Here is a 22,482-nt window from a genome sequence, read left to right as displayed (position 1 = left end):
CTCACAAGGGATTGGATCAGACGCGCTCGACCTTGACGGCGCATTTCTTGTAGTCGGTTTCCTTCGAGATCGGGCACGTCGCATCCAAGGTCAGCTGGTTGATCAGCTGCCCCTCGTCGAACCACGGCACGAAGACGAGCCCCTTCGGCGGCTTGTTGCGGCCCCGCGTCTCGATGCGGCTGACGATGGAACCGCGCCGCGAGGAGATTTTCACTTCCTGCCCGCGTTTCAGCCCCCGCGCCATCGCATCGTCGGGGTTCATGAACACCACCGCGGCCGGGAAGGCCTTGTGCAGCTCCGGCACACGGCGCGTCATCGAGCCCGAATGCCAGTGTTCCAGCACCCGGCCCGTCGAGAGCCAAAGGTCAAACTCGTCATCCGGGCTTTCGGGCGGCGCCTCGTAGGGGGCGAAGATGATCTTCGCCTTGCCGTCCTTGTTGCCGTAAAACTTCACGCCCTCGCCGGGCTTCACATAGGGGTCGTAGCCCTCGCGGAAGCGGTAAAGCGTTTCCTTGCCATCGACGACCGGCCAGCGCAGGCCGCGCGCCTGATGGTAGCTGTCGAAGGGTGCAAGGTCGTGGCCGTGGCCGCGCCCGAAGCTCGCATATTCCTCGAACAGGCCCTTTTGCAGATAGAAGCCGAAGTGGTTCGACTCGACGTTCTCGAAGCCCTTGTAGGTGTCCGACATCGGGAATTTGTTCACGACGCCATTGGCGAAGAGAACGTCATAAAGCGTCTTGCCGCGCAACTCGGGTTTCTGCGCGATCAGTTCCTCGGGCCAGACCTCCTCGACCTTGAAGCGCTTGGAAAACTCGACCAGCTGCCACAGATCCGACTTCGCCTCGCCCGGTGCCACCACCTGCTGGCGCCAGAATTGCGTGCGCCGCTCGGCGTTGCCGTAAGCCCCCTCTTTTTCCACCCACATCGCGGTCGGCAGGATCAGGTCGGCGGCCATCGCGGTGATCGTCGGATAGGGGTCCGAGACGACGATGAAGTTTTCCGGGTTGCGATAGCCGGGCCAGGTCTCCTCGTTCATGTTGGCGGCGGCTTGCATGTTGTTGGTGCATTGCACCCAATAGGCGTTGATCTTGCCATCCTTCAGCAGCCGGTTTTGCAACACCGCATGGGCGCCGATCTTTTCGTTGATCGTGCCAGCGGGCAGGCCCCAAAGCTCCTCGGCATGTTTGCGGTGATCTTCGTTCGTCACCACCATGTCGGCGGGCAGACGATGCGCAAAGGTGCCGACCTCGCGCGCCGTGCCGCAGGCCGAGGGCTGCCCGGTGAGCGAGAAGGGCGAGTTGCCCGGTTCCGAGATTTTGCCGACCAGCAGGTGGATGTTGTAGCACAGCGAATTCGCCCAACTCCCCCGCGTGTGCTGGTTGAACCCCATTGTCCAGAGGCTCATCACCTTGCGATTGGGGTCGGCATATTGTTCGGCCAGCTTGATCAGGCTTTCGGCAGGCACGCCCGACAATTCCGAGACATATTCCACGGTGTAGGCCGCGACCGAGGCCTTGTAGGTCTCGAAATCGATCGGATCCATCTTGCCGGTGGTCTTCGGGTCCACGCCTTCTTCCAGCGGATGGGTCGGGCGCAGACCGTAACCGATGTCGGTCTGGGTCTTGGAAAACACCGTATGCGCGTTGACGAAATCCCAGTTCACCCGGTTCGTGGTGATGATGTGGTTGGCGATGAAGTTCAGGATCGCAAGGTCGGTCTGCGGCTTGAACACCATCCCGTTGTCGGCGAGTTCAAAGCTGCGGTGCTCATAGGTCGAAAGCACATGCACCTGCGCATCGGGCTTAGTCAGCCGCGTGTCGGTCAGGCGCGACCACAGGATCGGGTGCATCTCGGCCATGTTCGAGCCCCAGAGCACAAACGTGTCGGCCTGTTCGAAATCATCATAGCAGCCCATCGGCTCGTCGATGCCGAAGGTGCGCATGAAGCCTGCCACGGCCGAGGCCATGCAATGACGCGCATTCGGGTCGAGGTTGTTCGAGCGGAACCCGGCCTTCATCAGCTTGACCGCGGCGTATCCCTCCCAGATTGTCCACTGGCCCGAGCCGAACATGCCGATGCCGTCCGGCCCCTTGGCCTTCAGCGTCGCCTTCCATTTCTCGGCCATGATGTCGAAGGCTTCATCCCAGCTGACGGGGGTGAATTCGCCTTCCTTGTCGTAGACGCCATTCGTCTTGCGCAGCATCGGTTGCGTCAGGCGGTCCTTGCCATACATGATCTTCGACAGGAAATAGCCCTTGATGCAGTTCAGCCCCCGGTTCACCGCGGCTTCCGGGTCGCCTTGGGTGGCGACGACGCGGCCATCCTTGGTTCCGACCAGCACCGAACAGCCGGTGCCGCAAAAGCGGCAGGCGGCCTTGTCCCAGCGGATGTCGGCATCGCCCGTCTGTGCAAGGGCTGGCAACGGAATGCCCGCAGCGGCGGCGGTTGCGGCGGCGGCGGTGGCCTTGAGCAGGCTGCGGCGAGAGGGGGTCAGCGTCATGGCGGGTCTCCGGGATCAGGCGGCGGTTGCGCGCGGCGCGTCGTCGTCGAGCGCCTCGAAATGGTGGTAGGTCAGGGTCACGCCGAGCACGCCGGGGATCTGGTGCAGGTCCATGATGATGTCGGCGGCGCGGCGCTCGGGCGTATCCTCGACGGTCACGACAAGGCGGCCGCGATCTTCGGCATGGACCTCGCAACCCGCGGAGGCGGCAATTGCGACCCGGGCCGCGGGGGCAAGGGCGGGGGCGGTCTGGATCAGACAGCCACAGATGTTGTGCATGATGCAGGCTCCGCTGTGGGGATGGGGGAAAGGGCAAGCGCCCCTGCTGGGCAGGGCGCGATGCAGGCGCCGCAGCCGGTGCAGGCGGCGGGATCGATGGTCGGCGTCGCACGCCCGCCAAGGGCGGGGCGGAAGCGGATCGCAGCGGCGTCGCATTGGTCTTCGCAGATCCGGCAGCCGGTGCCCGCGCTTGACAGGCACCCCGCGCCCACCGCGACGCGCCAGGGGAAGGGAAACCCCGGCTGCAACGCCCCGGGGGCGCAGGATGTGGTGCAGGCGCCGCAAAACGTGCAGCCGCCAATCCGCAGGTCCAGAACCGGAAATCCTTCGCCATCGCGCAGGATGATCCCCGGCGGGCAGGCGCGGGCACAGTCTCCGCATTGCGTGCAGTCGCGCACGAATGTCGCCCCAGCCCCCGGCGGGCGCGGCAGAGTTTCCGCCCGCATCCGGCCCCGCAGCAGGTTGCGACGGTTGAACGCCCCCGCCTGCGGGCCCTGTGTCGAAGGGGATGGGGTCAAACCCGGTGTCATTGCGACCTCGTTGCGCTTGCCCGCATCATCACGCTTCGGTGATCTGCTGCCTTGACTTTGGTTAGGCGGGCGGCGTCTTTCGCCACCTCTGACTTCCGCTCGCCAAGTGGTCTTGCGATATCCCGGTCAAGGAGAGTGCCGCCGATGAAACCCGATGCCGACCGGATCGCCCGAAAATCCCTGCTTCTGGGCAATGTGCCGAAACCGGCGCAGGATCTGATCCTCGCCACGGCGCGCGAGCGGGCCTTTGATCGCGGCGCGACAATCTTCCTGCAGGGCGAAGAGGCGAACTCGGTCTATGTCGTGGTCGAGGGCTGGGTGAAGCTTTACCGCGTCGCGCCGAACGGCTCGGAGGCGGTGGTGAGCGTCTTTACCCGCGGCGACAGTTTTGGCGAGGCGGTGGCCTTTACCGGCGGCAGCTATCCGGTTTCCGCCGAAGCCGCGACCGATGTCGTGCTGGTGCGGATCGAGACGGCGGAAATCCTGCGCCTGATCGAGCGGCAGCCGGGGTTGGCGGTGTCGCTTCTGGCCGCGACCTTCGCGCATCTGCACCGGCTGGTGGGGCAGATCGAGCAGCTGAAGGCACGCTCGGGGGCGCAGCGCGTGGCGGAATTCCTGCTGGAACATGCAACCGAGGAGCGCGGCCCCTGTGCCGTCGTGCTGCCCTATGACAAGGTGCTGATTGCCGGGCGTCTGGGGATGAAGCCGGAAAGCCTGAGCCGCGCCTTTGCGCGGTTGCGTGAAAAGGGCGTGCAGGTGCGTCAGTCGGTGGCGGAAATCGAGGAGGTCGCGGTACTGCGCGACTATGTCGAGGAAGACCCCGGCCTGTCTTGGTCGCGCTAGGCCGGGATCAGCGCAAAACCTGCCGCAAGCATCAGGAAAATCGCCAGCCCAAGGCTGAAGCCGCGCGCGATTGCAGGCACGCGGGCAAGGTGCAGATAGCGGCGCAGGATCAGTTCGGCCTTGACCCAGGCCAGCGCCAGCACGGCCAGCGCGAAGGCCCGGCCGGTCAGACCCGAGGCCGCCAGTGCGGTGGAGGCGAGCGACGCCGCGATCAGCGCGGTCCAGGTACGGGTCAGGCTCATAGCAGATAGATCACCGGGAACAGCAGCACCCAGACCAGATCGACCATGTGCCAGAACGCGACCCCGGTTTCGACGGCGCGGGGGCGAGCAGCCGTGGCTACCAGCGCCAGCACAAGAATGCCCGCCGCGACATGGGCGGCGTGAAAGCCCGTAAGCAGCAGATGGAAGGTAAAGAACGGATGCGTCTCGGTTCCGATGCCTTGGGCGAAAAGATCTTTGTATTCCGAAGCCTTGAGGACAAGAAAGATCCCCCCCAACGCCGAGGCCGCCGCAAGGCATAGCCGCAACCGGATCACCCGCCCGGCCTCGGCCGCCTGCACGCCAAGCGCCGCGAGCCAGCCCGAAGTGACGAGCACAAGCGTGTTCACCCCGGCGCCGGTGCGGTGCAGGTGGCTTTGGGCTTCGGCAAAACCTGCCGGATCGGTCAGGCGCACGGCCAGAAAGGCGAGCATCCCCGCGCCGAAGACCAGCAGTTCCGAGACGATCAGCACCCAGATCATCAGATCGCCGGGCAGATCGTCGATCGACGAATCCGCGTTCATGCGCCCACCAGATGGCGCCAGATCTCGGGCAGCGCTGCCGTCAGGTGATCGGCATGGGGGATCACCGCAAAGCCGCCTTGGCCAAAGATGCGGGCAAAGGACGCCTTCGCCTCGCGCTCGACGGTGATGCCAAAGACCGATTGCCCGGCCATTCGCGCCTCGCGCACAGCCATGCGGCTGTCTTCAAGACCGTGGCGGCCCTCGTAATGGTCAAGGTCATTCGGTTTGCCGTCGGTGATGACCAAGAGCAGTCGCCGTTTGCGCCCCTGTTGGGCGAGGCCCGCCGAGGCATGGCGGACCGCGGCGCCCAGACGGGTATAGAAACCGGGGCGCAGACCGGCGATGCGAGCTTCGACCGCTGGCCCCATCTTCTCGCCGAAGTCCTTGCAGGTGAGCAGGAAAACCCGGTCGCGCTTGAGCGAGGAAAAGGCGTTGATCGCAACATCGTCGCCCGTGGCATCCAGACCCCAGGCCAAGGCGGCCAAGGCCTCGCGTTCAATGTCGATCACCGCCCGGCCCGCCACCGCGCTTTCGGTGGAGCGGGACACGTCAAGCAGGATCGACACCGCCAGATCGCGCCTTTGCGGCCGCGATTGCTTCCACAGTCGCGCCGAAGCCGTGCCCGTCGCGCGCAGATCGGTGGCGGCACGGACGGTGGCTTCAAGGTCGATCTCGTCGCCGTCGAGATGCCCGGTGGTGAAGATCCGCCCGGGCCGCAGCGCCTCGAACTGCGCGCGCACGGCGCGGATTCGGCGCGCGGAGGCCTGATCTGTGCGAAAGGCGGGGGGCGTTCCGCTGGGCTCGGCATGGCTTGCAAGCACGACGCAATGATCGGGCAGATAGCGACCCGACCGCACCTCCCATTCCGGGTAAAGATGGCGGCCAGAAAGCCGTTCTCGCGCGGCATCCTCGGGGGCAAGGTCCAGATGCAGCTTCAACCGCGTGGCCGGTGCCTTGGAAATCTGGCCAAGCCCCAGTTCTTCCTGATCGTCCGCGGCCTTTTTCGCGTCGTCGTTTTCGTCATCCTCGACCCGGCGGTTGAGGTTGAGAAACTCGGCCCAGGACAGGATCGCTTCGAACTTGTGCAGGATGAAACTGTCGGCGCGTTCCGCCTGATCGGCTTTGTGGCGCCGGGCGCGGTGGGTTTTTTCCTCTCCGCTTGTCGCCTCATCAGCCGGGGCGGCATCGCGGGTTTCGACGCCGGAACCGTCCGACAGGGTCAGGGGCCGCAGATCGGGCCAAAGCGTGACCGGGCGGGCCAGGCGGTAGCTGCGGGGGGCTTTTGCGGGCAGGTCAAGGGCCAGTGCGGGCAAGGGGGAGGTGTCGCCCAGTTCCGCGCGGATCAGGGCTTCCACCGCGGCTTCAACGGGCGGCAGCGCGGGGCGGGGTCGCGTGGCCAAGGTGGCGGCGCAGAGATCGGCGTAAAGGGGCGCAAGGCCCGGGGCTTCGGAAAGCGTCGCCGCGACCATGGCGCGGGCCGTGGCGATCCGGGACAGATCGGCCGCCAGCGGGTCTTCGGGCGGTGTTTGCGGCGCAGGGGCAAGGGCGGCGCAGGCGGCCAGCCAAAGGTAAGTGGCGGCGTTGGCTTCTCGCGCCGGGAAAAGGGCAAGCGAGGCCGGAAGCCGCAAGGCCTCGCCATCGAAGGAAGCGCGGGGGGTGGCTTCGGCCTCGACCCCCAGACGGCGGCGGAAGGACAGCCGGTGGCGGCTGGTTTCCTCGGCCACCGGGCGGATCTCGGTGGCGGGCGCGCCGCCGAGACCGCGATACAGCACGGCGAGCCGCCCAGCGACCTCGGTCAGATCGACCCTTGCCGCGTCATGCGAAACGGGCGCATCCAGCCCCAAGGCGAAGCGGTGCCACAACTTGCCGACGCTTTCCTCGGGCTCCCAGGGTTCGAAATCGATCCGGGTCATGGCGTTACCCGAACACTGCGGCCACAAGGTCGCGCAACCCGCGTTTCACGTCGGCATCGTCAGAGAGCGGCTCGATCATCGCCGCCTCGATGGCGCGATCGACCCCCATTCCTTGCGCGATCAGCGTGGCCGCATAGACGACCAACCGGGTCGAAACACCTTCCTCCAGATCCTGCCCCTTGAGCCCGCGCAGCTTGCCCGCAAGGCGGACCAGACCGGCGCAGCGATCCTCGGGCAGGCCGGATTCCTGTGCCACGATGCGGGTTTCCAGAGCCGGGGCCGGAAAGTCGAAATCGAGCGCAACGAACCGTTGCCGTGTCGAAGGTTTCAGCGTTTTCAGCACGTTCTGATAGCCGGGGTTGTAAGACGCCACCAGCATGAAGCCCGGGGCAGCCTGCAACTCCTCGCCGGTTCGGTCGATGGGCAGGATGCGACGATCGTCGGTCAGCGGGTGCAGCACCACGGTCACGTCCTTGCGGGCCTCGACCACCTCGTCAAGGTAACAGATCGCCCCTTCGCGCACGGCACGGGTCAGCGGGCCATCTACCCAGACGGTTTCCCCGCCTTTCAGAAGATAGCGCCCGATGAGGTCAGCCGCGGACAGGTCGTCGTGACAGGCGACGGTGTAAAGCGGGCGGTTCAGCCGCGCCGCCATATGGGCGACGAAGCGGGTCTTGCCGACGCCGGTCGGCCCTTTCAAAAGCACCGGCAGATCAGCGGTCGCGGCGGCGGCAAAGACCGTGCATTCATCGCCTTGCGGCAGGTAGAAGGGGGCCGAAGCCGCCCCCTCCAAGTCTGTGACATGTGCGTTCATCGGCATCACTCCGCGGCCACGGCACGGGCGACGACTTCACGGCGCGGCATCGCCAGCGCGTAGATGAAGAGGCCAGCGCCCAGCACCACCGCCACGCCCGAGCCAAAGCGCATGACATAGAACAGCCAAAGCTGATCCTGCACCTCCATGTAGGCCATGCCCATCACCCGTTGCAGATGGGTCTGCACCGTGCCCGCAAAGGTCAGCGTGAAGGTCATGAACACCATCCCGCCCGACATCAGCCAGAACGAGGCCATGTTGAGCACTTGGTTGTAAGGGTCACGCCCGCGCAGCATCGGGAAGGCATAGGACATGATCGCAAGGTTCAGCGAGACATAGGCGCCGAAGAAGGCCAGGTGGCCATGCGCGGCGGTGATCTGCGTGCCGTGTGTGTAGAAGTTCACCCCGTGCAGCGTGTGCAAGAAGCCCCAGACGCCCGCGCCAAAGAAGGCCAGCGTGGCGCAGCCCAGCGACCACAGCAGCGCCGCCTTGTTCGGGTGATCGCGGCGGCCCTTCCAGACCATGACAAAGGCGAAAGCCATCATCGCGAAGAAGGGGATCACCTCGAGTGACGAGAAGATCGAGCCGATCCACTGCCAATAGCCCGGCGTGCCGATCCAGTAGTAATGGTGCCCGGTGCCGAGTATGCCCGAAAACAGCGAGAGCGCCACGATGACGTAAAGCCACTTTTCCACCACTTCGCGGTCGACGCCGGTCAGTTTGAGCATCAGGTAGGCGAGGATCGCGGCCATGATCAGTTCCCACACGCCTTCGACCCACAGATGGACGACATACCACCAGTATTGCTTGTCCAGCGCGAGATTGCCGGGGTTGTAAAAGGCGAACAGGAACAACAGCGCCAGACCCCAGAGGCCGAGCAGCAGGATATTGGTGATCGCGGTCTTGCGCCCCTTCAGCACCGTCATCGAGACGTTGAAAAGGAAAATCAGCGCCGCGACGACGATGCCGCCCTTGACCCAAAGCGGCTGTTCCAGAAACTCGCGCCCGTCCTTGCCCAGAAGGATGTTTCCCTCAAACAGGTTGAAGGTGTAGGTCAGCACCGCGCCCAAGGTGCCCACCACAAGGATCGCCAGTTGCAGATAGGCAAGGAAGGGCGAATGAATCTCGCGTTCGCTTTCCTCGGGGATCAGGAAATAGGCGGCGCCGAAAAAGCCAAGGATCAGCCAGACAATGAGCGCATTGGTGTGCAGCATCCGGCCGATGTTGAAGGGCAGAAGTTCCGACAGGAAATTCGGCTGAACATAGATCCAGCCGATGATCAGGCCCATCAGCACCTGAATGGCGAAAAGGCCAAGCGCCGTGCCCATATAGGCGAGCGCAATTTTCTGGGTTTGGTATTTCATGGTCTTTCCCCCTCAGCCCGCGTCATTCGGCGGCCAGCCCTGGGTGTCGATCGTGTCCACCCAAAGCAGAAAATCGGCGAGGTCTTGATATTGCGCGTCGGTCAGGTCGAAATGCGGCATCTGCCGCCGCCCCTCGACGCCCGAGGGCATCGCACCCATCCAGGCCGCCAGCGCATCCTTGGCGCCCGCATGATCGCCCGGTTCAATGCCCCAGCGCGTCATCACATTCGACAGCTCCGGGGCGAAATAGGCGCCCTCGCCGATGATCGTGTGGCAGTCGATGCAGGCCTTTTGTTCCCAGATCCGCTTGCCCGCGACGACCGAGGGCGTCAGCGTTTCGGCATTGGTGGAGGTGGTGACGATGTAGCGGTGACTCTGGGCCGACAGGCCCAGAAAGATCGCAATGAAGAACAGTGATCCGCCATAAAATATGTTGCGGGCCATGCTCTTGGTCATGGTTTCGCGCATTGCGCCGTCCCTTCAGAGGTTTCTTGGGTGACGTCACCAAGCCAGCCGGAAGGGTGACTCGCCTTAACGAAAGTCAATCACTCAGGAATTCGGCGCGGCCCCAGAAGGGCGGGGGCCAGCGCGATCAGGTAAAGTGCGAAAGCCAGCGCCCAGAGCGTCGCGGCAAGGATCGTGCCGGGGTAATAAAGCGCCAACGGCCCGACGGCGGCGGCCCAGCGGATCAGCGCGGCAAGCGGGATCAGCGCATAGGCCAGCGCGACCGGGAAGGGGGCCCGAAGCGCGCGGCCAGTATGGCCCAGCGTGGCGCGGCTCATCACCGCCATCACCATCGTACCGATGCCGCCGACGGCGGAAAAATGCATCGCGCCGATCTCGGATCCGATGCCGAAGGCGGCCAAGCCCTGCAACAGCGCGCCAAGGCCCACAAGCGCCATGGCGCCATGCAGCACCGCCAGAATCGGTTCCCCCCGAACCGCCCAGCCTTGCCAGCGCGCAATGCGGAACAGCTGCGCTACGCCCAATGTCAGTTCGGCCGTGCCGATCACCGCATCAGGCAGGCCAAGGGTGATCGCCACGGCGGCACTGATCGCGGCGGCAAGGGTGGTGCGTTCCAGCATGGGTAGGCTGACCGGCAGGCCGGGGGCTTTCGACGTGCCAAGGTCGGGGGCGGCCCCGGCCAGCATAGCCTTGCGCGCCAGCGCGTTGCGGGTAAAGGCCGGGGTGATGCGCCCGCCGATGACGATGATCAGCGCGATCAGCGTGGCAATCGCCCCGTGCAGCCCGGCCGGGGCATCGCCGCCCGCCCAGCCCACCGCATCCAGCATCACCCGAAGTTGCGCCAGCCAGATCAGCCCGACCAGCGCCAGCACCATCAGATTGGCGGGTTTCGGTGCGGCCCGCAGCATGGCCCAGATCCGCGCCGCCAGAACCGGCAGGAACGCCAGCGCCAGCACCGCGGCCACCGGCCCCGGCACGATCCCCCAGAGCCACAGGCCCGCCCGCCCGGCCAGCCAAAGCGCCGCCGCCGGGATCAGGAAGCGCCGCCCCGCCGGGGGCGCGCCGGTCCAGTTCGGCACCGCGGTCAGCAGGAAGCCCGCTGCGGCGGCGGTGCCGAAACCGAAGATCATCTCGTGGCCGTGCCACCACTGCGGGGGCAGATCGGCGGGCAGATCCATCATTCCGCCCAAGCCATGCACGGCCAACCAAAGCCCCCAAACGAGCATCGCGACCGTGCCCCAAAGCCCGGCCAGCAGAAAAAACACACGGAAGCCTTCCGAGAAAAGGCGTTTGAGGGCAGTCATGACAGGTCCTTTCGCGATCAAGCCCCAACTTGCTGCAAAGCGCCCCGGCCCCCTTGATGAAAGTCAAGGATTGGCACTGCGCCGCGGGGCATCCCGGAAACGGGAAAGGTATTGGAGGCCCGCATGACGGCATCATCCCCCACAGCCGGCGGCGTCCGCCCCGAGGACGCGGAACCTTCAGATCGGTTGCCGCGCCTCTCGCGCCTTGGGCTGCTGCTCTATCCGTTCGTCACGGCGGCGGTGGCGATCAACCTGTTCATGCTCAGCCTCATGGGGCAATCACTTGGCTTTGCGGCGCTTTCTCCGACCGCGGCACTGCTTTGGGCACTGCCGCTGGGTCTTCACGCCAGTGTTCTTGCCGCGCGTTGGGTTCGAAGCTTGCTGGCGGAAGCGGGTGGGCTCTGACGCGACCGCTTCCAATAATCTGCGCATCGGTCGGAACGAGTGCCGTCGGGGCATCTTGTTTTCAACCGAGCCCCCAAGTGCCCAATTCTGACGGTCGGAAGAGAAGTCCTGCGCGCGAATTTCTTCGAGAGGGCGGGAATAGGCCCCTGTATTTCATTCTTGGAAGCTGCCTGGGCATGATCAAGAAATGTGCTGATCGGTTCCAATACGGAGCGTTCAAACGGCTGCTCCGGTGGGAATGGCCGGACGGTCGAAAGGCAGCTCGGGGCCCAGCTTACCGATCAGAGCAACCCGATCCCATGACGTTACAATTGCCCCTTTCTGCGCATCTTGCCGCGCCCGGGGCGCAGCGCGAACGGCGGCTATCGCCGGTTTCTGCGCCCGCAATGCCGCGAGATCAAGGTCGGCTCACCGCCCCCCGCGACGGCGCTAGGACTATCGCTGTGATCTGCACGAACGACGGCAAAGGGCTCCAGCGCGCTTGAGTAGCGGCTTCGTAGATCTAGGGCCTGTTGACGTTCACCGCAAACGAATGACGGTTGCGGCAATGGCGATGAACGCGGTGAAGCTGGTGTCGGTTTTGCAGCAGCGCGTGGCGATCCCTCTGTATTCCTTGAGCTTTCCGAAGAAGTTTTCGATCAAGTGGCGCCACTTGTAGGTGTCACGGTCAAATTCAGCTGGGAAGCGTCGGTTGGACTTGGGCGGTATCACCGCCTCGGTTGCCGCCTCGGCCAAGGCCTCGCGCAGCCAATTCGCGTCAAACGCCCGGTCCGCAAGCAGCTTTCCGCCCGAGAGCCGCGCGATGAGCGCCGCGGTGCCACGCAGATCATGGGCCTGGCCGGGCAGCAGGCGGAAGTCGATCAGGTTGCCAAGCGCATCGGTCAGCGCCATGATTTTCGTCGTCACGCCGCCGCGAGAGCGCCCGATGGCCTGGCTTTCAGTCCCCCTTTTGCGCCTTGGCCATGGCGGTGGACCTTGACGATGGTGCCATCGGCCATCACGTATTCAAAGTCCGCGTCTTCGGCTAACGCTTTGAACATGGTGTAGAATGCGTCGGCCTTCACCCAGCGGCGGAAGCGTTTGAACACGGTGTTCCACTTCCCGAATTCGGACGGCAGGTCGCGCCAAGGGCAGCCGGTTCGGGCGATCCAGAGCACCGCTTCGACGAAAAGCCGTGGATCGGGGCCGGTGCGTCCCGGATCGCACTCTCGGCCAAGGCAATGCGGAGCTATGGCGGCCCACTGGGTGTCGGTCAGAACGGTGCGGATCAAGTTTGCCTCCCCTGTTGGCAAGCTTGAATCAGACTGAACCCGATTTGGGAATCCTCAAACGTCAACAGACCCTAGCACGAAACACGGGAGACGTCCGAATTACCTCAGCCGCATGCGCGAGAGGCCTCTTCCTCTAATGCCGCCAGTTTTTCCCGCAGGCGGCGGGCCAAGAAATCTTCACTCGCCTGCCCTTCCGACATTCGGCGCATCTCGTCGATAGCCCATTGCCCCTGACCAACCCGGCTGCTGGCCGCCATGAGCTGCGACACCGCATCGTCGATATCAAGCGGGCTTGGCTCGTACCCACCACCGGCGAGCAGGTGCGCGATGGCATACAGTGCAACGCGCGCGGCAAAAGCGGGATCCTTCGCGCTGAAATCCCGCGCTGCGCGGACGAGGGTCGCGGGGGCTGCCTCGCTATCCGCGGCGCAGTCGAGCGCGATATCCAGATAACCGGCCGTCTTGGCGGCTGCGAACCATTTACCCCTTCGCCCTTGCCGCGCGACAAGATCCAGCAGCACCTCTCGGGGATCGCGATCAGGATAGCGCCTTACCAGATCGCGCCACATTGCGAGCCAGGTATTGCCGGCAGCCGAAGGCAGGCCGAAACGGCAATACGCCTCCTCCGTCCTGCCCTGCTTCTCTAGGATACTTTCGCAAAAACGTGCGATATCGCCGTAGTCCCAAGGTCGCTGATTGCCCTCAAGAAGGGCCTCGGCTCGGGCAAGTGCGTCATCCTCTCGCCCCTGACGCAGCAGGGCCTCGGCCGCGAATTTCTCATCGAACCAAAGCCGAGTCTTCTTCACAGCGAGCAGGGCAAGCAAATCGTCGAAACGCCCGGCCTCCAGTAGGCAAGAGAGCGTAAGGGTGGCCGTGGGGACATGGGAATAATGCTCATGATCCGACCACGCACGATGGATCAGATCGAGATCGAGGTCCGCATGAGCATTCTTTAACGCGGGGAAGGCGGCGATCTCGCCGAACCTATCCGAAATCGGCGCGAGGTAGTCCACGCCGTCCTCGAGGATCGCCGTGCGCAGCCGATCGAGCCACTTGGCGCGGGCTTTCTCGTCGGCGGGGGCATCGATCAGGATCGGCAGGAGTTTGTCCAGGATTAGCCGCACCGCCGAGCCAAGAGCGCCAGAGGATGTATCGATATGTTCGAAGGCGGGCCAGATCCGCTCGGCCAACACGACCACGCCCTCGGCTGCGGTAACCGGGTCGGTCCGGCGCAAGGCGATGATCTCGGCGCCCGCCGATTTCAGGCGCTCCGCCGCCTTCGCCGAACCACGCCAGCCGAAAGCGCCCGCACGCATGCCGGGCCTGAACGACCATACATGGGTCGGCTTGCGTGCCATTTATCACCTCTTCCGCCTATGCCGAACTATGGCACGGGGGAAGATGAGAATGAAGACAGGACACCGCCGACATACCACTTCCAGCACGTGTTGTCGTGTTTGCGTTGCCGTTTGGCTTGTTCGATGAAGCGGCAATCAGCCCCGGCGCGGAAATCTTCTTGCCCTCATTAGTGTTGTTTTGTATCGCAGAGCCATTATGGAGGGATTCGACGGTATGAAACACAGGGTCCGAACTGCGGCCGCTGCCGCAGCCATCAGCGTATCGAGCCTCGTAGGTTCGATCGCGCCGGCGCAGGCTTATCAGGTCGATTGCGCAATCTTGCTGTGCCTTGCAGGCGGTTGGCCAGCTTCGGCGCCCTGTGCGCATGCGCGGGCAGTTTTCATTCAAAGGATCACCCCCTGGCCGATCGAGCCGCCGCTACAAATCTGGCGCTGTCCGATGGGGGCCGCGTTCAACGCCCCTGCCCCTCTCTCGCCGCTGGAACGGTTGCACAAGGTTGCGTTTGGCAGCGCGTTTCAGACTCCGTTGCCTCTGGTTCGGGTGCAGTCTGACGAACAGGCTGACATCGATATCTCGGGAAACACCTTCGACTTTGTCCGAAGCATCCGCGTCTTTCACATCCAGTTCAGCCAGCGCACCAACCGTGACGGCGAGTGCATCACCTCAGACGCCACGCGGCTCGGTTCCTATGGAACCCAGGGTGATTATCACTGGGCGCGATCCAACGTGGCCAAAGTACCGAACGCGTCCAAGTTACCCGATACCGGGTATTGCAACCGTGTGAACTACCGCTCGGTCTTCGTCGATTGGCGCGATCACCAAGGAAACTACGGCTTCGAGGAAGTCCGCTACTGAACCTGCGATTGCCTACAGAATTTTGGCTCGCACCCGATGAACTTGCACCTTTTACCGTGCACCGAACCCAAAAGGGAAGCGACGCCAAGCCGTGAAGCCTGACGCCGCGTGAGATAGATCCCGTGAACAAGGGTCTTCTAGCGCACTGTCCAAACTTCCGCAACCAGCAAAGTTGTTTTGCTGGCAATAATGTTGTTTGCTTGCGGCTTGGCCTCGTCTCTTTCAGGAGACACCGACCATGGAACCCACAACCGGCCTGATCCTGCGGAGGATCACCCAGACCGAACTATCCGTTTCCGCCCACAAACTGGCAACTGTCATCCTTGATGCCATTTCATGGAAGGATGGTTTCAACGGCCTGCCGCGCGGGACAGCGGCTTTTACCCTCACCGATCTCGCAGCAAAAATGGGCATCTCGCGCCAGTACCTTACCGAATTGCTAAATGAACTCGGGGCATCCGGCTTGAAACTGCAGCGCGAGAAGCGCAACGGTAAGTTCGCGCCTTGGCTCTTTCGCTTCGCGGCTTTTGAAAACGAGGCAGCATCTCAAGATGCTGTGTCAGCCACAGGCGACACAACACTATCTAAAGAAAAAGTTAACAAAACTATATTTTCTGGGCAAATCACCATTGTCGCGGCGTCAAACGTCTTTCAAAATGGCTGGGCAGACGCGATCAACTCCGCCAAAAGGGCCCTGCCCTGCTGGAACGTCGATACGCAGTTGATCTGGGACCGTTTCATCGCGTTCAACCGGGCGCGCGGTAATGACAGGGTACCGGCGGGTTTCTTGCTTGGTTTCATGCGCCGATGGCGCACCTCGCCAAGCCCGGCCCCTCGTCCGGAAGCGCCATCTCTGCCACCGCGGGTGTTGGAACCGAAGGAGCAGGAGTTGCTCGATCGGATCAAGGCAGCTCCAACTTCGAATCGCCAGTTTCACGCGTCAGACCTGTGCCGTCTCATCGGACAAGCGGCCTATGAGGCCCGCATCCTCGAGGTCATTCGAGACTTCGGATGCCCGAGGTTCTCGGCCAGCCTCGCAGTGCACGGACAGGCTGTGCTGGCGGGTGAGATCAACCGGTGAGGATGCTGCTGGAGCGGGCTGATCGGCTCGGGCTGCTGGAGTGGCCGAGCTATGTTGCAATCACCCACGACATGTAAGGATTACAATGCTTTGGCCAGCGCCATGCTCAGAAACTATCCGCTCACCCAAAGGGGTTGATGATGCGAAGCTGGCCTTCTACCAGCAGACCATCTTGCATGTCCTCACTCCACAGCGTGGTACAGCCCGCAACCAAAGCGCTGGCCACGATCATCGCGTCGTAGATCGAGAAGCCGTAGCGTTCCGCCAAGGCGCGACCGACGTCATGGGTCTGAAGTGTTAGGTCTTCGACAGGGCACAAGGCACGCACGCCCTCGAGAAACGCCCCTGCTTCCTCCCAACTCAGGCCAGCCTTGCGGCGGCAGTTCACCAGCGCCTCGTTCAGGACCTGAACGCTGATCCGGGGCCCCTGCCCCAGGATGACCTCGGCGCGATCGGCCTTCGGGCTGTCGTCGAGCAGGTAAAGAACGACATTCGTGTCCGCGAACTCAGCGCTCATGCGTGGCGTCGCGGCTCAGGCGTTCTGCAGCGGGCAACTTGCCCCGGAAGCGGCGCAGCCCCGTCAGCACCTCATCCGCACGCGCCAGACGACGGACTCTGACTTGGCCGTCGTCCTTGATCAGGTCGATCTGATCGCCTTCCTTGAGGCCGAGTTCCCGGACAAGCTCCGCGGGCAAACGGACGGCAAGCGAGTTGCCCCATTTTGCGACCTGCATCGTGGCCTCCTGCGTGGATATACGATCAATAATGTATATCATTCTGGCTGCATGGGCAAGGGGTCCGATGCCGGAGAGTGCAGGATAGTACGCTAGGAACCCCGGATCGGCGGTTGACCCATTGGGGCGAAGCGGCGGCTTTGCTCAACCTTGATCTGGCGCAGACCGTGATCGCGGATTTGGGATTTGATGGAGGTCCCGGCCGATCCCGTGCTTTTGCGCGCTGCGCTGCGCCAGGCGATCCTCGATAATCGCGCTTGGGTGGAGTGAGCCGCTCTCGACAAGGATCGCCCTAGCCTGCATACAAGCAAATCGCTCGGCATCTAACCCACCGAGCTCGGAAGGTGGACCATGCTCATGAAGCCGCCTTGATGATGCCGTCGCACGGCGGGCGCGCCCTTTTTGGGCTACCACCCCAGTCGCTGCGGTGCGCTCGAGCGGCCGCTTCGGCGGCATTCGCCGGGAGGCGCGACCGGCGGCGTTGGGCCGGGTACGTCGCTTGCACAGCACGCGTCGTCCCGACCGCGATTCCATGAAGGCACCTAAAAAGGGTTCTCCAACATGGCTCCGGTCGGGGCGAAATCGCTGACATTCCCGGTCACGACCGTTGCGCCGTGGCGAAGCGCTGAGGCGGCGATCATGAGATCCGCGCCATTGTGTCCGACGGCGGCGGACAGCTGACCCCAAATCCGCGCATCCTCCGCCTCGAAAGGAAGCAGGCGGTCCGAAAACATCAGAACGGTGCGATCCAGCCAAACGCGAAGGTCTCGCGCAAAGTCCGGATCACGCGGTTCCTGCAAACGAATGCCGCGCTCGATCTCGCCCAGCGTGATGACGCTCAAAAAGAGATCCTGCTCCGCCTTTTCGCGCAGCCAAGCGGCCACCTTCGGGGCGCGGTCGGGACGACGCACAGCAGAAATGACATTCGTATCAAGGATGTACATCAGAAGTCTACATTGCGCGGGGCAACAGTGGCGCGGGGCACATCGCTACCAGGAAACGCCATCAGATGATCCGCAAAGCTCTCGCGCGCTTTCACCGCCCCGGCCAAAAGTCGTCGATAGTCCTCTACTGAAACAACCACCACCGCGGGTTTGCCTCTACGGCTCACCTCTTGCGGCTGACCCGCAAGCGCAGCTTCGACCACCGCGCTGAACTTGTTCTTGGCATCCTGAACGGTCCACATTAAGGCACCCATCTAGCCACCTGTCTAGACATATAGCTATGAGTGCTGCTGCATTTCGTCAAGTGTCCCGGCCCAATACCGTCAGGTGAGGCGCAGACCATACCCCGGCGCTTCCAGCGCCAGGGCAGCCTCCAAACGGGACATGTGATGCGTGCGCACATATGCGGCATGAAATGCCGACGGCGCGCGTAGCCACAGCTCTTCGGCCATCTCCTCCACTTCGAGTGCTGCAAACCACGCGCGGTAAATACTCGCATCCTCTTCTTGCAGCCGACGCGCGATCCTGGGCCAGACCCCCTGCCCTTCCGGCAAGGCAACCTGCGGGAAGGGGATCACCTTGCGCTCCTCGACCTCGGGTGCGGGGCCATCAAGCCGCTCGACCAGATCGGGCCCGACCATTTCCCAACTCGCGCGCGTGTCTTCCAGAATGCGCGAAATCCCGAGACCGTAGACGGTCACCCGCCCCCGCGCGGCTGGCCGCTTCTCGATCAACCAGCCGCGCTCGCGAAAGGCAGCCATCTCGCGCTTGACCGTTCGGGTATCGACCGACCAAAGCCGGGCGATTTCGTTCTGACCGACAGAGAGATGATCGTTTTGCCAATTGTAGCGGGCAGTGATCAGACAGATGAGACGCAGGGTTTGCCTCTGCAAGGTCTTCCCCTGCGACAGCGCATGCACGCCAAGAATCGTCAGCAGATCGTATTTGCGCGTAGCCCCGCCGCGACCGACGGCCTTCTTCATCAACATGTCCTGCCCTCGGAGACGATGCCCCACCGCTCATGAACTGGCAGTCACGTTGTTATCCTGCAAAGAGTTCGGAAGAACGTTGCTTCTCCACTCTCTACGCCACTGCCAAGCGTTTTTCATTTCGTTGTCGGCATTAGCGTCCTGTCGGGCGATTCTGTCAAGAGGGGCTTGCGCAGTCCACAGCTTGGACGTCTCGAACCCGCGATCAAAATCAAAAAGAAAGGGTTCTTAATGGTATAGAGGGACATCCAGAGTGTCCCCCTATCGGGGTATGGATGTCCCCTCAATCTTTGGATGGGGGCGCCGAATGTCCCCCCAATATTTGCCCCCGCGCTCTGGTCCTGACCCAACCTGCCTGGGGGCTTCGGGCACCGATGCCGAATCGCTCAGGGCTCGAAAAACCAAGGAGATTTCGGCGTCGAGACAAAACGTGATCCGAGCATAACTTAGGTTTTGATGTTTTGGCAAATCCATCGTATTTCAGAAAGCACAAACAATCTACGTCCAGACAATGGAGCCGAGCATGTACACCCACGAAGATCTCGCCGCTCTTCAGGCGCAGTCACTGAAAATGCAGGGCTTTATTCGACGCCAGACCTTTTCGCCCGAGCATGAAAAGACCCTGCGCCGCTTCTCGTCGTGGGAGGTGTCGGAGCTGATCTTCAAGATCAACCAGTCGACCTTTCGCGGGCGCTTCGCCGCCGACCCCGACCTTCCCGGCGGGGAAGTCGAGGAGGATGGGCGCCAGCGCTGGTTCTCGCTGACCGAGATCAACGAGCTGCGGCGCAAGATGAAAATCAACCGCAGCTCGCTCATGCCCAAACGTCCCGCCGGCAAGCGTGCGATCCGTGCGGCGATCTCGAACTTCAAGGGAGGTGCGGGCAAATCGACCGTGGCGCTGCATTTGGCACATGCTGCGGCGCTGGATGGCTATCGTGTGCTGGTCGTGGACTTCGACCCGCAAGCCACGCTGACCCATTCGATGGGGCTGCATGACGTCAGTGAAGAGCTGACGGTCTGGGGGATCATCGCGCGCGATCTCGTGCATGAGACCGACCGGATGAACGCCGCGCCCCGCGCCGCCGAGAGCGGCACCGCCCTGCCCCAGCGCCGCCTGCCGGCTTCGGTGCGTGATCTGGGCCTGGGCGATCTTCGGGTGACCGACTTCATCAGGCCCACCGCCTGGCCGACCATCGATATCGTTCCCAGCTGCGCCAACGCCGCCTTCGTCGAATTCGCCAGCGCCCAGTATCGACACCTGAACCCGGACTGGTCCTTCTTCGCTGCCGTCTCGCGCTACCTCGATGCTCTGTCGAGCGACGCCTATGACATCATCCTGTTCGATTGCCCCCCTGCGATCGGCTATCAATCGATGAACGCGGTCTTTGCGGCCGATGTGCTCTATATCCCCTCAGGCCCCGGCTATTGGGAATATGACAGCACCACCTCGTTCATCGGGCAGTTGGCCGAGGCGCTCGAGGATCTTGCGCATGGGTTCGACGGCACCTTCCCCGCGGGGAAGATGCGCCTGCCGAAGGCGTTCATCGACATGCGCTTCCTGATGACGCGCTACGAGCCGGGAAACGAATTGCACCGCGCGATGTATGAGGCTTTCTGCAAGGTTTTCGGCGACACCGTCTGCAAGGAGCCGATCGAGATGACGCGGGCGGTCGAGCAATCGGGCCGGTTCCTCTCGTCGGTCTACGAGATCGACTATCGCACCATGACCCGCGAGACTTGGCGCCGGGCGCGTGCCTCCTTTGATCGCGCTTACGAGGAATTCAAATCCTGCATGCTGGCGGCATGGGACAAGATGGAGGATGAGCAATGAAGAAGCGCCGCACCTTCGACATCGATCTGCCCGAGGAGGAGCAGACCTTCCCCGCGGGGAAGGATCAGCCCCCCTCCCCTGCCCCGCGCCGCTCGCCCATGGCCGCTGCCATTTCCGAAAATGCCGAGGCGCTGCGCGACCGGCGCGCGCTCGAAGACCGGATCCGCGCGGAGAATGATGCGCTGGCCGCCGAGCATGTGCGCATGAAGCGACTCGGTCTGATTGTCGACATGGTGGCGCTCGAGGCGATCGACTGCTGGAAGCTGGTGCGCGACCGGGCCAAGGGCGATGATCTCGAACTGGCAGAGCTGGTGGCCTCGATCCGCGACATCGGCCTGTCGAACCCGATCCGCGTCGAGGCGCGCGAGGATGGCCGGTTCGAACTGGTGCAGGGCTTCCGTCGTCTGGCCGCCTACAGGGCGCTTCTCGCCGAGACCGGCGACGCAGAGCGGTGGGGCCGGATTCCCGCCGGCATTCTTCCCCGCGGGGAAGATCTGGAGGGGCTTTATCGGCGCATGGTCGACGAGAACCTCGTGCGCAAGGACATTTCATTCGCTGAAATGGCGATGCTGGCGCTGAACTATGCGCGCGACCCGCAGACGGCCGAGAGCGATGCAGATCGCGCCGTGGCCGAGTTGTTCAAATCGGCGGGCTATCAGAAGCGCAGCTATATCCGGCAGTTCATCCGGGTGATGGATCGGCTGGGCGACGATCTGCGCTTCGCGCCGCATATTCCGCGCGCGCTTGGGTTGAAACTCGCGGCGGCGATCGAGGAGCGGCCCGAACTGGTCGCGCAGATCAGCGCGGTGCTGCGCGATTGGGAGAACCGCTCGGTGGCCGACGAGCTGGAGGTTCTGCGCAAGGCCGCGGGGCAGGAGGCCGATGCAGAAGGGCAGGGGGCTTTGCCGGTGGGCACCGGCGCCGCCAAGGCCCGGCCCGCGGCGCGCGCCAAGACCACGTTTCAGGTGGCCTCGCCGCTCGGGGCCGCAAAGTGCACGGCGGCGAATGGGCGTCTTGAAATCAAGCTCGACCGTGATTTCTCGGCGCTTGATCGGCGCAAGCTGGAAGCGGCGCTGATCCGTCTTCTCGGGGACATCGCCTGATCTTCCCCGCGGGGAAGATCGCAACCCTTTTCGCCCGCGCGAATGCCGATCTCTTTGGCATCCGCGCGGGCGATCTCGTTTCACGATCCGCTCCAACCTGGGTTGAAAGTGAGAGAGGGGCTGTTTGAGGGGTGACGGGAAGTGAGATCGGGAGAGAGGCTTCCGGCGCCCGTCGCGGAGAAGATCTGATGGCGAAAGCTGCCCAGAAAATCACCCTGTCCCCCTCGCGGGATATCCCCTTCGACAAGCTCGTGTTGAGCCAGTCCAATGTCCGGCGCATCAAGGCGGGTGTTTCGGTCGAGGAACTGGCGGAAGATATCGCCCGCCGCGGGCTTCTGCAGGGCTTGAATGTCCGCCCCGTGCTCGATGCCGAAGGTGTCGAAACCGGCATGTTCGAGATCCCGGCCGGGGGTCGCCGGTTCCAGGCCCTGTCGCTGCTGGTCAAGCAAAAGCGGCTGGCGAAGACCGCGCCGATCCCCTGCATCCTGCGCGACGCCGCCTCCGACATCCTTGCCGAGGATGACTCGCTCGCCGAGAACATGCAGCGTGTTGCCCTGCACCCGCTCGACCAGTTCCGCGCGTTTCAGGCTCTGCGCGAGAAAGGTCAGGGGGAGGAGGCGATCGCGGCGGCCTTCTTCGTCACGCCGCAGATCGTGAAGCAGCGCCTGAAACTCGCCTCCGTGGCCCCTGCCCTGCTCGAGGTCTACGCCGATGATGGCATGACGCTCGAACAGCTGATGGCCTTCACGGTGAACCCCGATCCTGCGCGTCAGGTCCAGGTCTGGGATGCGGTGAAGAACACCTGGAACAAGGAGCCCTACACGATCCGGCGCATGCTGACCGAGACTTCGGTGCGCGCCTCGGATCGTCGCGCGATCTTCGTCGGCGTCGAAGCCTATGAAGCCGCTGGCGGTGTCGTGATGCGCGATCTCTTCCAAGGCGATGATGGTGGCTGGTTCGAGGCCCCTGCCCTGCTCGACCGGCTGGTCGCCGAGAAACTTCAGGCCGAGGCCGAGGCTCTTGCCGCCGAGGGCTGGAAGTGGATCGAGGTGGCGACCGATCTGCCCTATGGCTACAGCCACGGGCTGCGGCGTCTGGCGGGCGATCCGGCGCC

Annotated in this window: 24 protein-coding genes; 7 read left to right on the top strand and 17 right to left on the bottom strand. The window is 63.5% G+C overall.

The genetic code is table 11. The features are described from left to right. Positions 1–16: 16 nt before the first annotated feature. The 3 genes from napA to CRO22_RS15555 are packed head-to-tail and all read right to left on the bottom strand — an operon-like array spanning position 17 to position 3,309. The gene (gene napA, locus CRO22_RS15565) at positions 17–2,500 is read right to left on the bottom strand and encodes a nitrate reductase catalytic subunit NapA (protein ID WP_097071082.1); all 2,484 of its coding nucleotides are present in this window, start codon (positions 2,498–2,500) and stop codon (positions 17–19) included. 15 nt (positions 2,501–2,515) lie between these two features. Beyond that, positions 2,516–2,779: a chaperone NapD gene (locus CRO22_RS15560; protein ID WP_097071081.1), complete on the bottom strand. Its 264-nt coding sequence runs from the start codon at positions 2,777–2,779 to the stop codon at positions 2,516–2,518. Continuing rightward, entirely contained in the window at positions 2,755–3,309 is a 555-nt protein-coding gene (locus CRO22_RS15555; protein ID WP_097071080.1) for a ferredoxin-type protein NapF, read from the bottom strand. The genes CRO22_RS15560 and CRO22_RS15555 overlap by 25 nt, the downstream gene beginning before the upstream one ends. A 144-nt stretch (positions 3,310–3,453) precedes the next feature. Between CRO22_RS15555 and CRO22_RS15550 the strand changes: the two genes are divergently transcribed. Further along, positions 3,454–4,152: a Crp/Fnr family transcriptional regulator gene (locus tag CRO22_RS15550; protein WP_097071079.1), complete on the top strand. Its 699-nt coding sequence runs from the start codon at positions 3,454–3,456 to the stop codon at positions 4,150–4,152. On the opposite strand, the gene CRO22_RS15545 is transcribed toward CRO22_RS15550, so the two are convergent. The 7 genes from CRO22_RS15545 to CRO22_RS15515 form a co-directional block, all read right to left on the bottom strand. Next, on the bottom strand, positions 4,149–4,394 hold the full coding sequence (locus CRO22_RS15545) for a cytochrome C oxidase subunit IV family protein (RefSeq protein ID WP_097071078.1): 246 nt from the start codon (positions 4,392–4,394) through the stop codon (positions 4,149–4,151). The genes CRO22_RS15550 and CRO22_RS15545 overlap by 4 nt on opposite strands. Next, positions 4,391–4,936, bottom strand: a complete 546-nt coding sequence (locus tag CRO22_RS15540; protein ID WP_097071077.1) for a cytochrome c oxidase subunit 3 family protein — start codon at positions 4,934–4,936, stop codon at positions 4,391–4,393. The genes CRO22_RS15545 and CRO22_RS15540 overlap by 4 nt, the downstream gene beginning before the upstream one ends. Then, the gene (locus CRO22_RS15535) at positions 4,933–6,849 is read right to left on the bottom strand and encodes a nitric oxide reductase activation protein NorD (RefSeq protein ID WP_097071076.1); all 1,917 of its coding nucleotides are present in this window, start codon (positions 6,847–6,849) and stop codon (positions 4,933–4,935) included. Before CRO22_RS15535 ends, CRO22_RS15540 begins: the two co-directional genes overlap by 4 nt. 4 nt (positions 6,850–6,853) lie before the next feature. Beyond that, positions 6,854–7,663, bottom strand: a complete 810-nt coding sequence (locus CRO22_RS15530; protein WP_097071147.1) for a CbbQ/NirQ/NorQ/GpvN family protein — start codon at positions 7,661–7,663, stop codon at positions 6,854–6,856. Positions 7,664–7,668: 5 nt separating this feature from the next. Continuing rightward, positions 7,669–9,027: a cbb3-type cytochrome c oxidase subunit I gene (locus CRO22_RS15525; protein WP_097071075.1), complete on the bottom strand. Its 1,359-nt coding sequence runs from the start codon at positions 9,025–9,027 to the stop codon at positions 7,669–7,671. 12 nt (positions 9,028–9,039) lie between these two features. Next, entirely contained in the window at positions 9,040–9,495 is a 456-nt protein-coding gene (locus tag CRO22_RS15520; RefSeq protein ID WP_097071074.1) for a c-type cytochrome, read from the bottom strand. Between the two features lie 77 nt (positions 9,496–9,572). Beyond that, on the bottom strand, positions 9,573–10,796 hold the full coding sequence (locus CRO22_RS15515; RefSeq protein WP_097071073.1) for an NnrS family protein: 1,224 nt from the start codon (positions 10,794–10,796) through the stop codon (positions 9,573–9,575). A gap of 123 nt (positions 10,797–10,919) precedes the next feature. Between CRO22_RS15515 and CRO22_RS15510 the strand changes: the two genes are divergently transcribed. After that, positions 10,920–11,201, top strand: coding sequence for a hypothetical protein (locus CRO22_RS15510; RefSeq protein WP_097071072.1), 282 nt, complete (start codon positions 10,920–10,922; stop codon positions 11,199–11,201). Between the two features lie 519 nt (positions 11,202–11,720). Here CRO22_RS15510 and CRO22_RS15505 read toward each other — a convergent pair. Both CRO22_RS15505 and CRO22_RS15500 read right to left on the bottom strand, forming a co-directional pair. Then, positions 11,721–12,472, bottom strand: a protein-coding gene (locus CRO22_RS15505) for an IS5 family transposase (RefSeq protein WP_097071071.1) whose coding sequence is annotated in 2 segments (ribosomal slippage) — positions 11,721–12,142 and positions 12,142–12,472 — 753 coding nt in all. Because the reading frame shifts where the segments join, the coding sequence is not laid out codon by codon here. Positions 12,473–12,576: 104 nt separating this feature from the next. Further along, a complete protein-coding gene (locus tag CRO22_RS15500; protein ID WP_097071070.1) occupies positions 12,577–13,830 on the bottom strand; it encodes a hypothetical protein in 1,254 nt (417 codons plus the stop codon). Positions 13,831–14,044: 214 nt separating this feature from the next. Between CRO22_RS15500 and CRO22_RS15495 the strand changes: the two genes are divergently transcribed. Both CRO22_RS15495 and CRO22_RS15490 read left to right on the top strand, forming a co-directional pair. Next, a complete protein-coding gene (locus CRO22_RS15495; RefSeq protein WP_097071146.1) occupies positions 14,045–14,686 on the top strand; it encodes a hypothetical protein in 642 nt (213 codons plus the stop codon). A 238-nt stretch (positions 14,687–14,924) separates the two neighbouring features. After that, the gene (locus CRO22_RS15490; RefSeq protein ID WP_097071069.1) at positions 14,925–15,767 is read left to right on the top strand and encodes a hypothetical protein; all 843 of its coding nucleotides are present in this window, start codon (positions 14,925–14,927) and stop codon (positions 15,765–15,767) included. 121 nt (positions 15,768–15,888) lie between these two features. On the opposite strand, the gene CRO22_RS15485 is transcribed toward CRO22_RS15490, so the two are convergent. The 5 genes from CRO22_RS15485 to CRO22_RS15465 form a co-directional block, all read right to left on the bottom strand. Beyond that, complete coding sequence (locus tag CRO22_RS15485; protein ID WP_076367677.1) at positions 15,889–16,284, bottom strand: PIN domain-containing protein; 396 nt, start codon at positions 16,282–16,284, stop codon at positions 15,889–15,891. Beyond that, positions 16,274–16,501, bottom strand: a complete 228-nt coding sequence (locus CRO22_RS15480; protein ID WP_097071068.1) for an AbrB/MazE/SpoVT family DNA-binding domain-containing protein — start codon at positions 16,499–16,501, stop codon at positions 16,274–16,276. The genes CRO22_RS15485 and CRO22_RS15480 overlap by 11 nt, the downstream gene beginning before the upstream one ends. Positions 16,502–17,043: 542 nt before the next feature. Next, entirely contained in the window at positions 17,044–17,445 is a 402-nt protein-coding gene (locus CRO22_RS15475; RefSeq protein ID WP_097071067.1) for a type II toxin-antitoxin system VapC family toxin, read from the bottom strand. Beyond that, on the bottom strand, positions 17,445–17,687 hold the full coding sequence (locus tag CRO22_RS15470) for a type II toxin-antitoxin system Phd/YefM family antitoxin (protein ID WP_097071145.1): 243 nt from the start codon (positions 17,685–17,687) through the stop codon (positions 17,445–17,447). Before CRO22_RS15470 ends, CRO22_RS15475 begins: the two co-directional genes overlap by 1 nt. Positions 17,688–17,768: 81 nt before the next feature. Then, on the bottom strand, positions 17,769–18,428 hold the full coding sequence (locus tag CRO22_RS15465; RefSeq protein ID WP_342745182.1) for a DnaA N-terminal domain-containing protein: 660 nt from the start codon (positions 18,426–18,428) through the stop codon (positions 17,769–17,771). 529 nt (positions 18,429–18,957) lie between these two features. Here CRO22_RS15465 and CRO22_RS15460 point away from each other — a divergent pair. The 3 genes from CRO22_RS15460 to CRO22_RS15450 all read left to right on the top strand — a co-directional run. Beyond that, positions 18,958–20,265: an AAA family ATPase gene (locus tag CRO22_RS15460; protein WP_097071065.1), complete on the top strand. Its 1,308-nt coding sequence runs from the start codon at positions 18,958–18,960 to the stop codon at positions 20,263–20,265. Then, complete coding sequence (locus CRO22_RS15455) at positions 20,262–21,368, top strand: ParB/RepB/Spo0J family partition protein (protein ID WP_097071064.1); 1,107 nt, start codon at positions 20,262–20,264, stop codon at positions 21,366–21,368. The genes CRO22_RS15460 and CRO22_RS15455 overlap by 4 nt, the downstream gene beginning before the upstream one ends. Positions 21,369–21,556: 188 nt before the next feature. After that, the coding region (locus CRO22_RS15450; RefSeq protein ID WP_176518664.1) for a ParB/RepB/Spo0J family partition protein at positions 21,557–22,482 on the top strand (926 nt) is incomplete at its 3' end.

Origin of the sequence: Rhodobacter maris, assembly GCF_900217815.1 — a bacterium.
In the GTDB taxonomy this organism is placed as follows: domain Bacteria; phylum Pseudomonadota; class Alphaproteobacteria; order Rhodobacterales; family Rhodobacteraceae; genus Rhodobacter; species Rhodobacter maris.
This window is presented reverse-complemented; position numbering and strand designations above follow the sequence as displayed.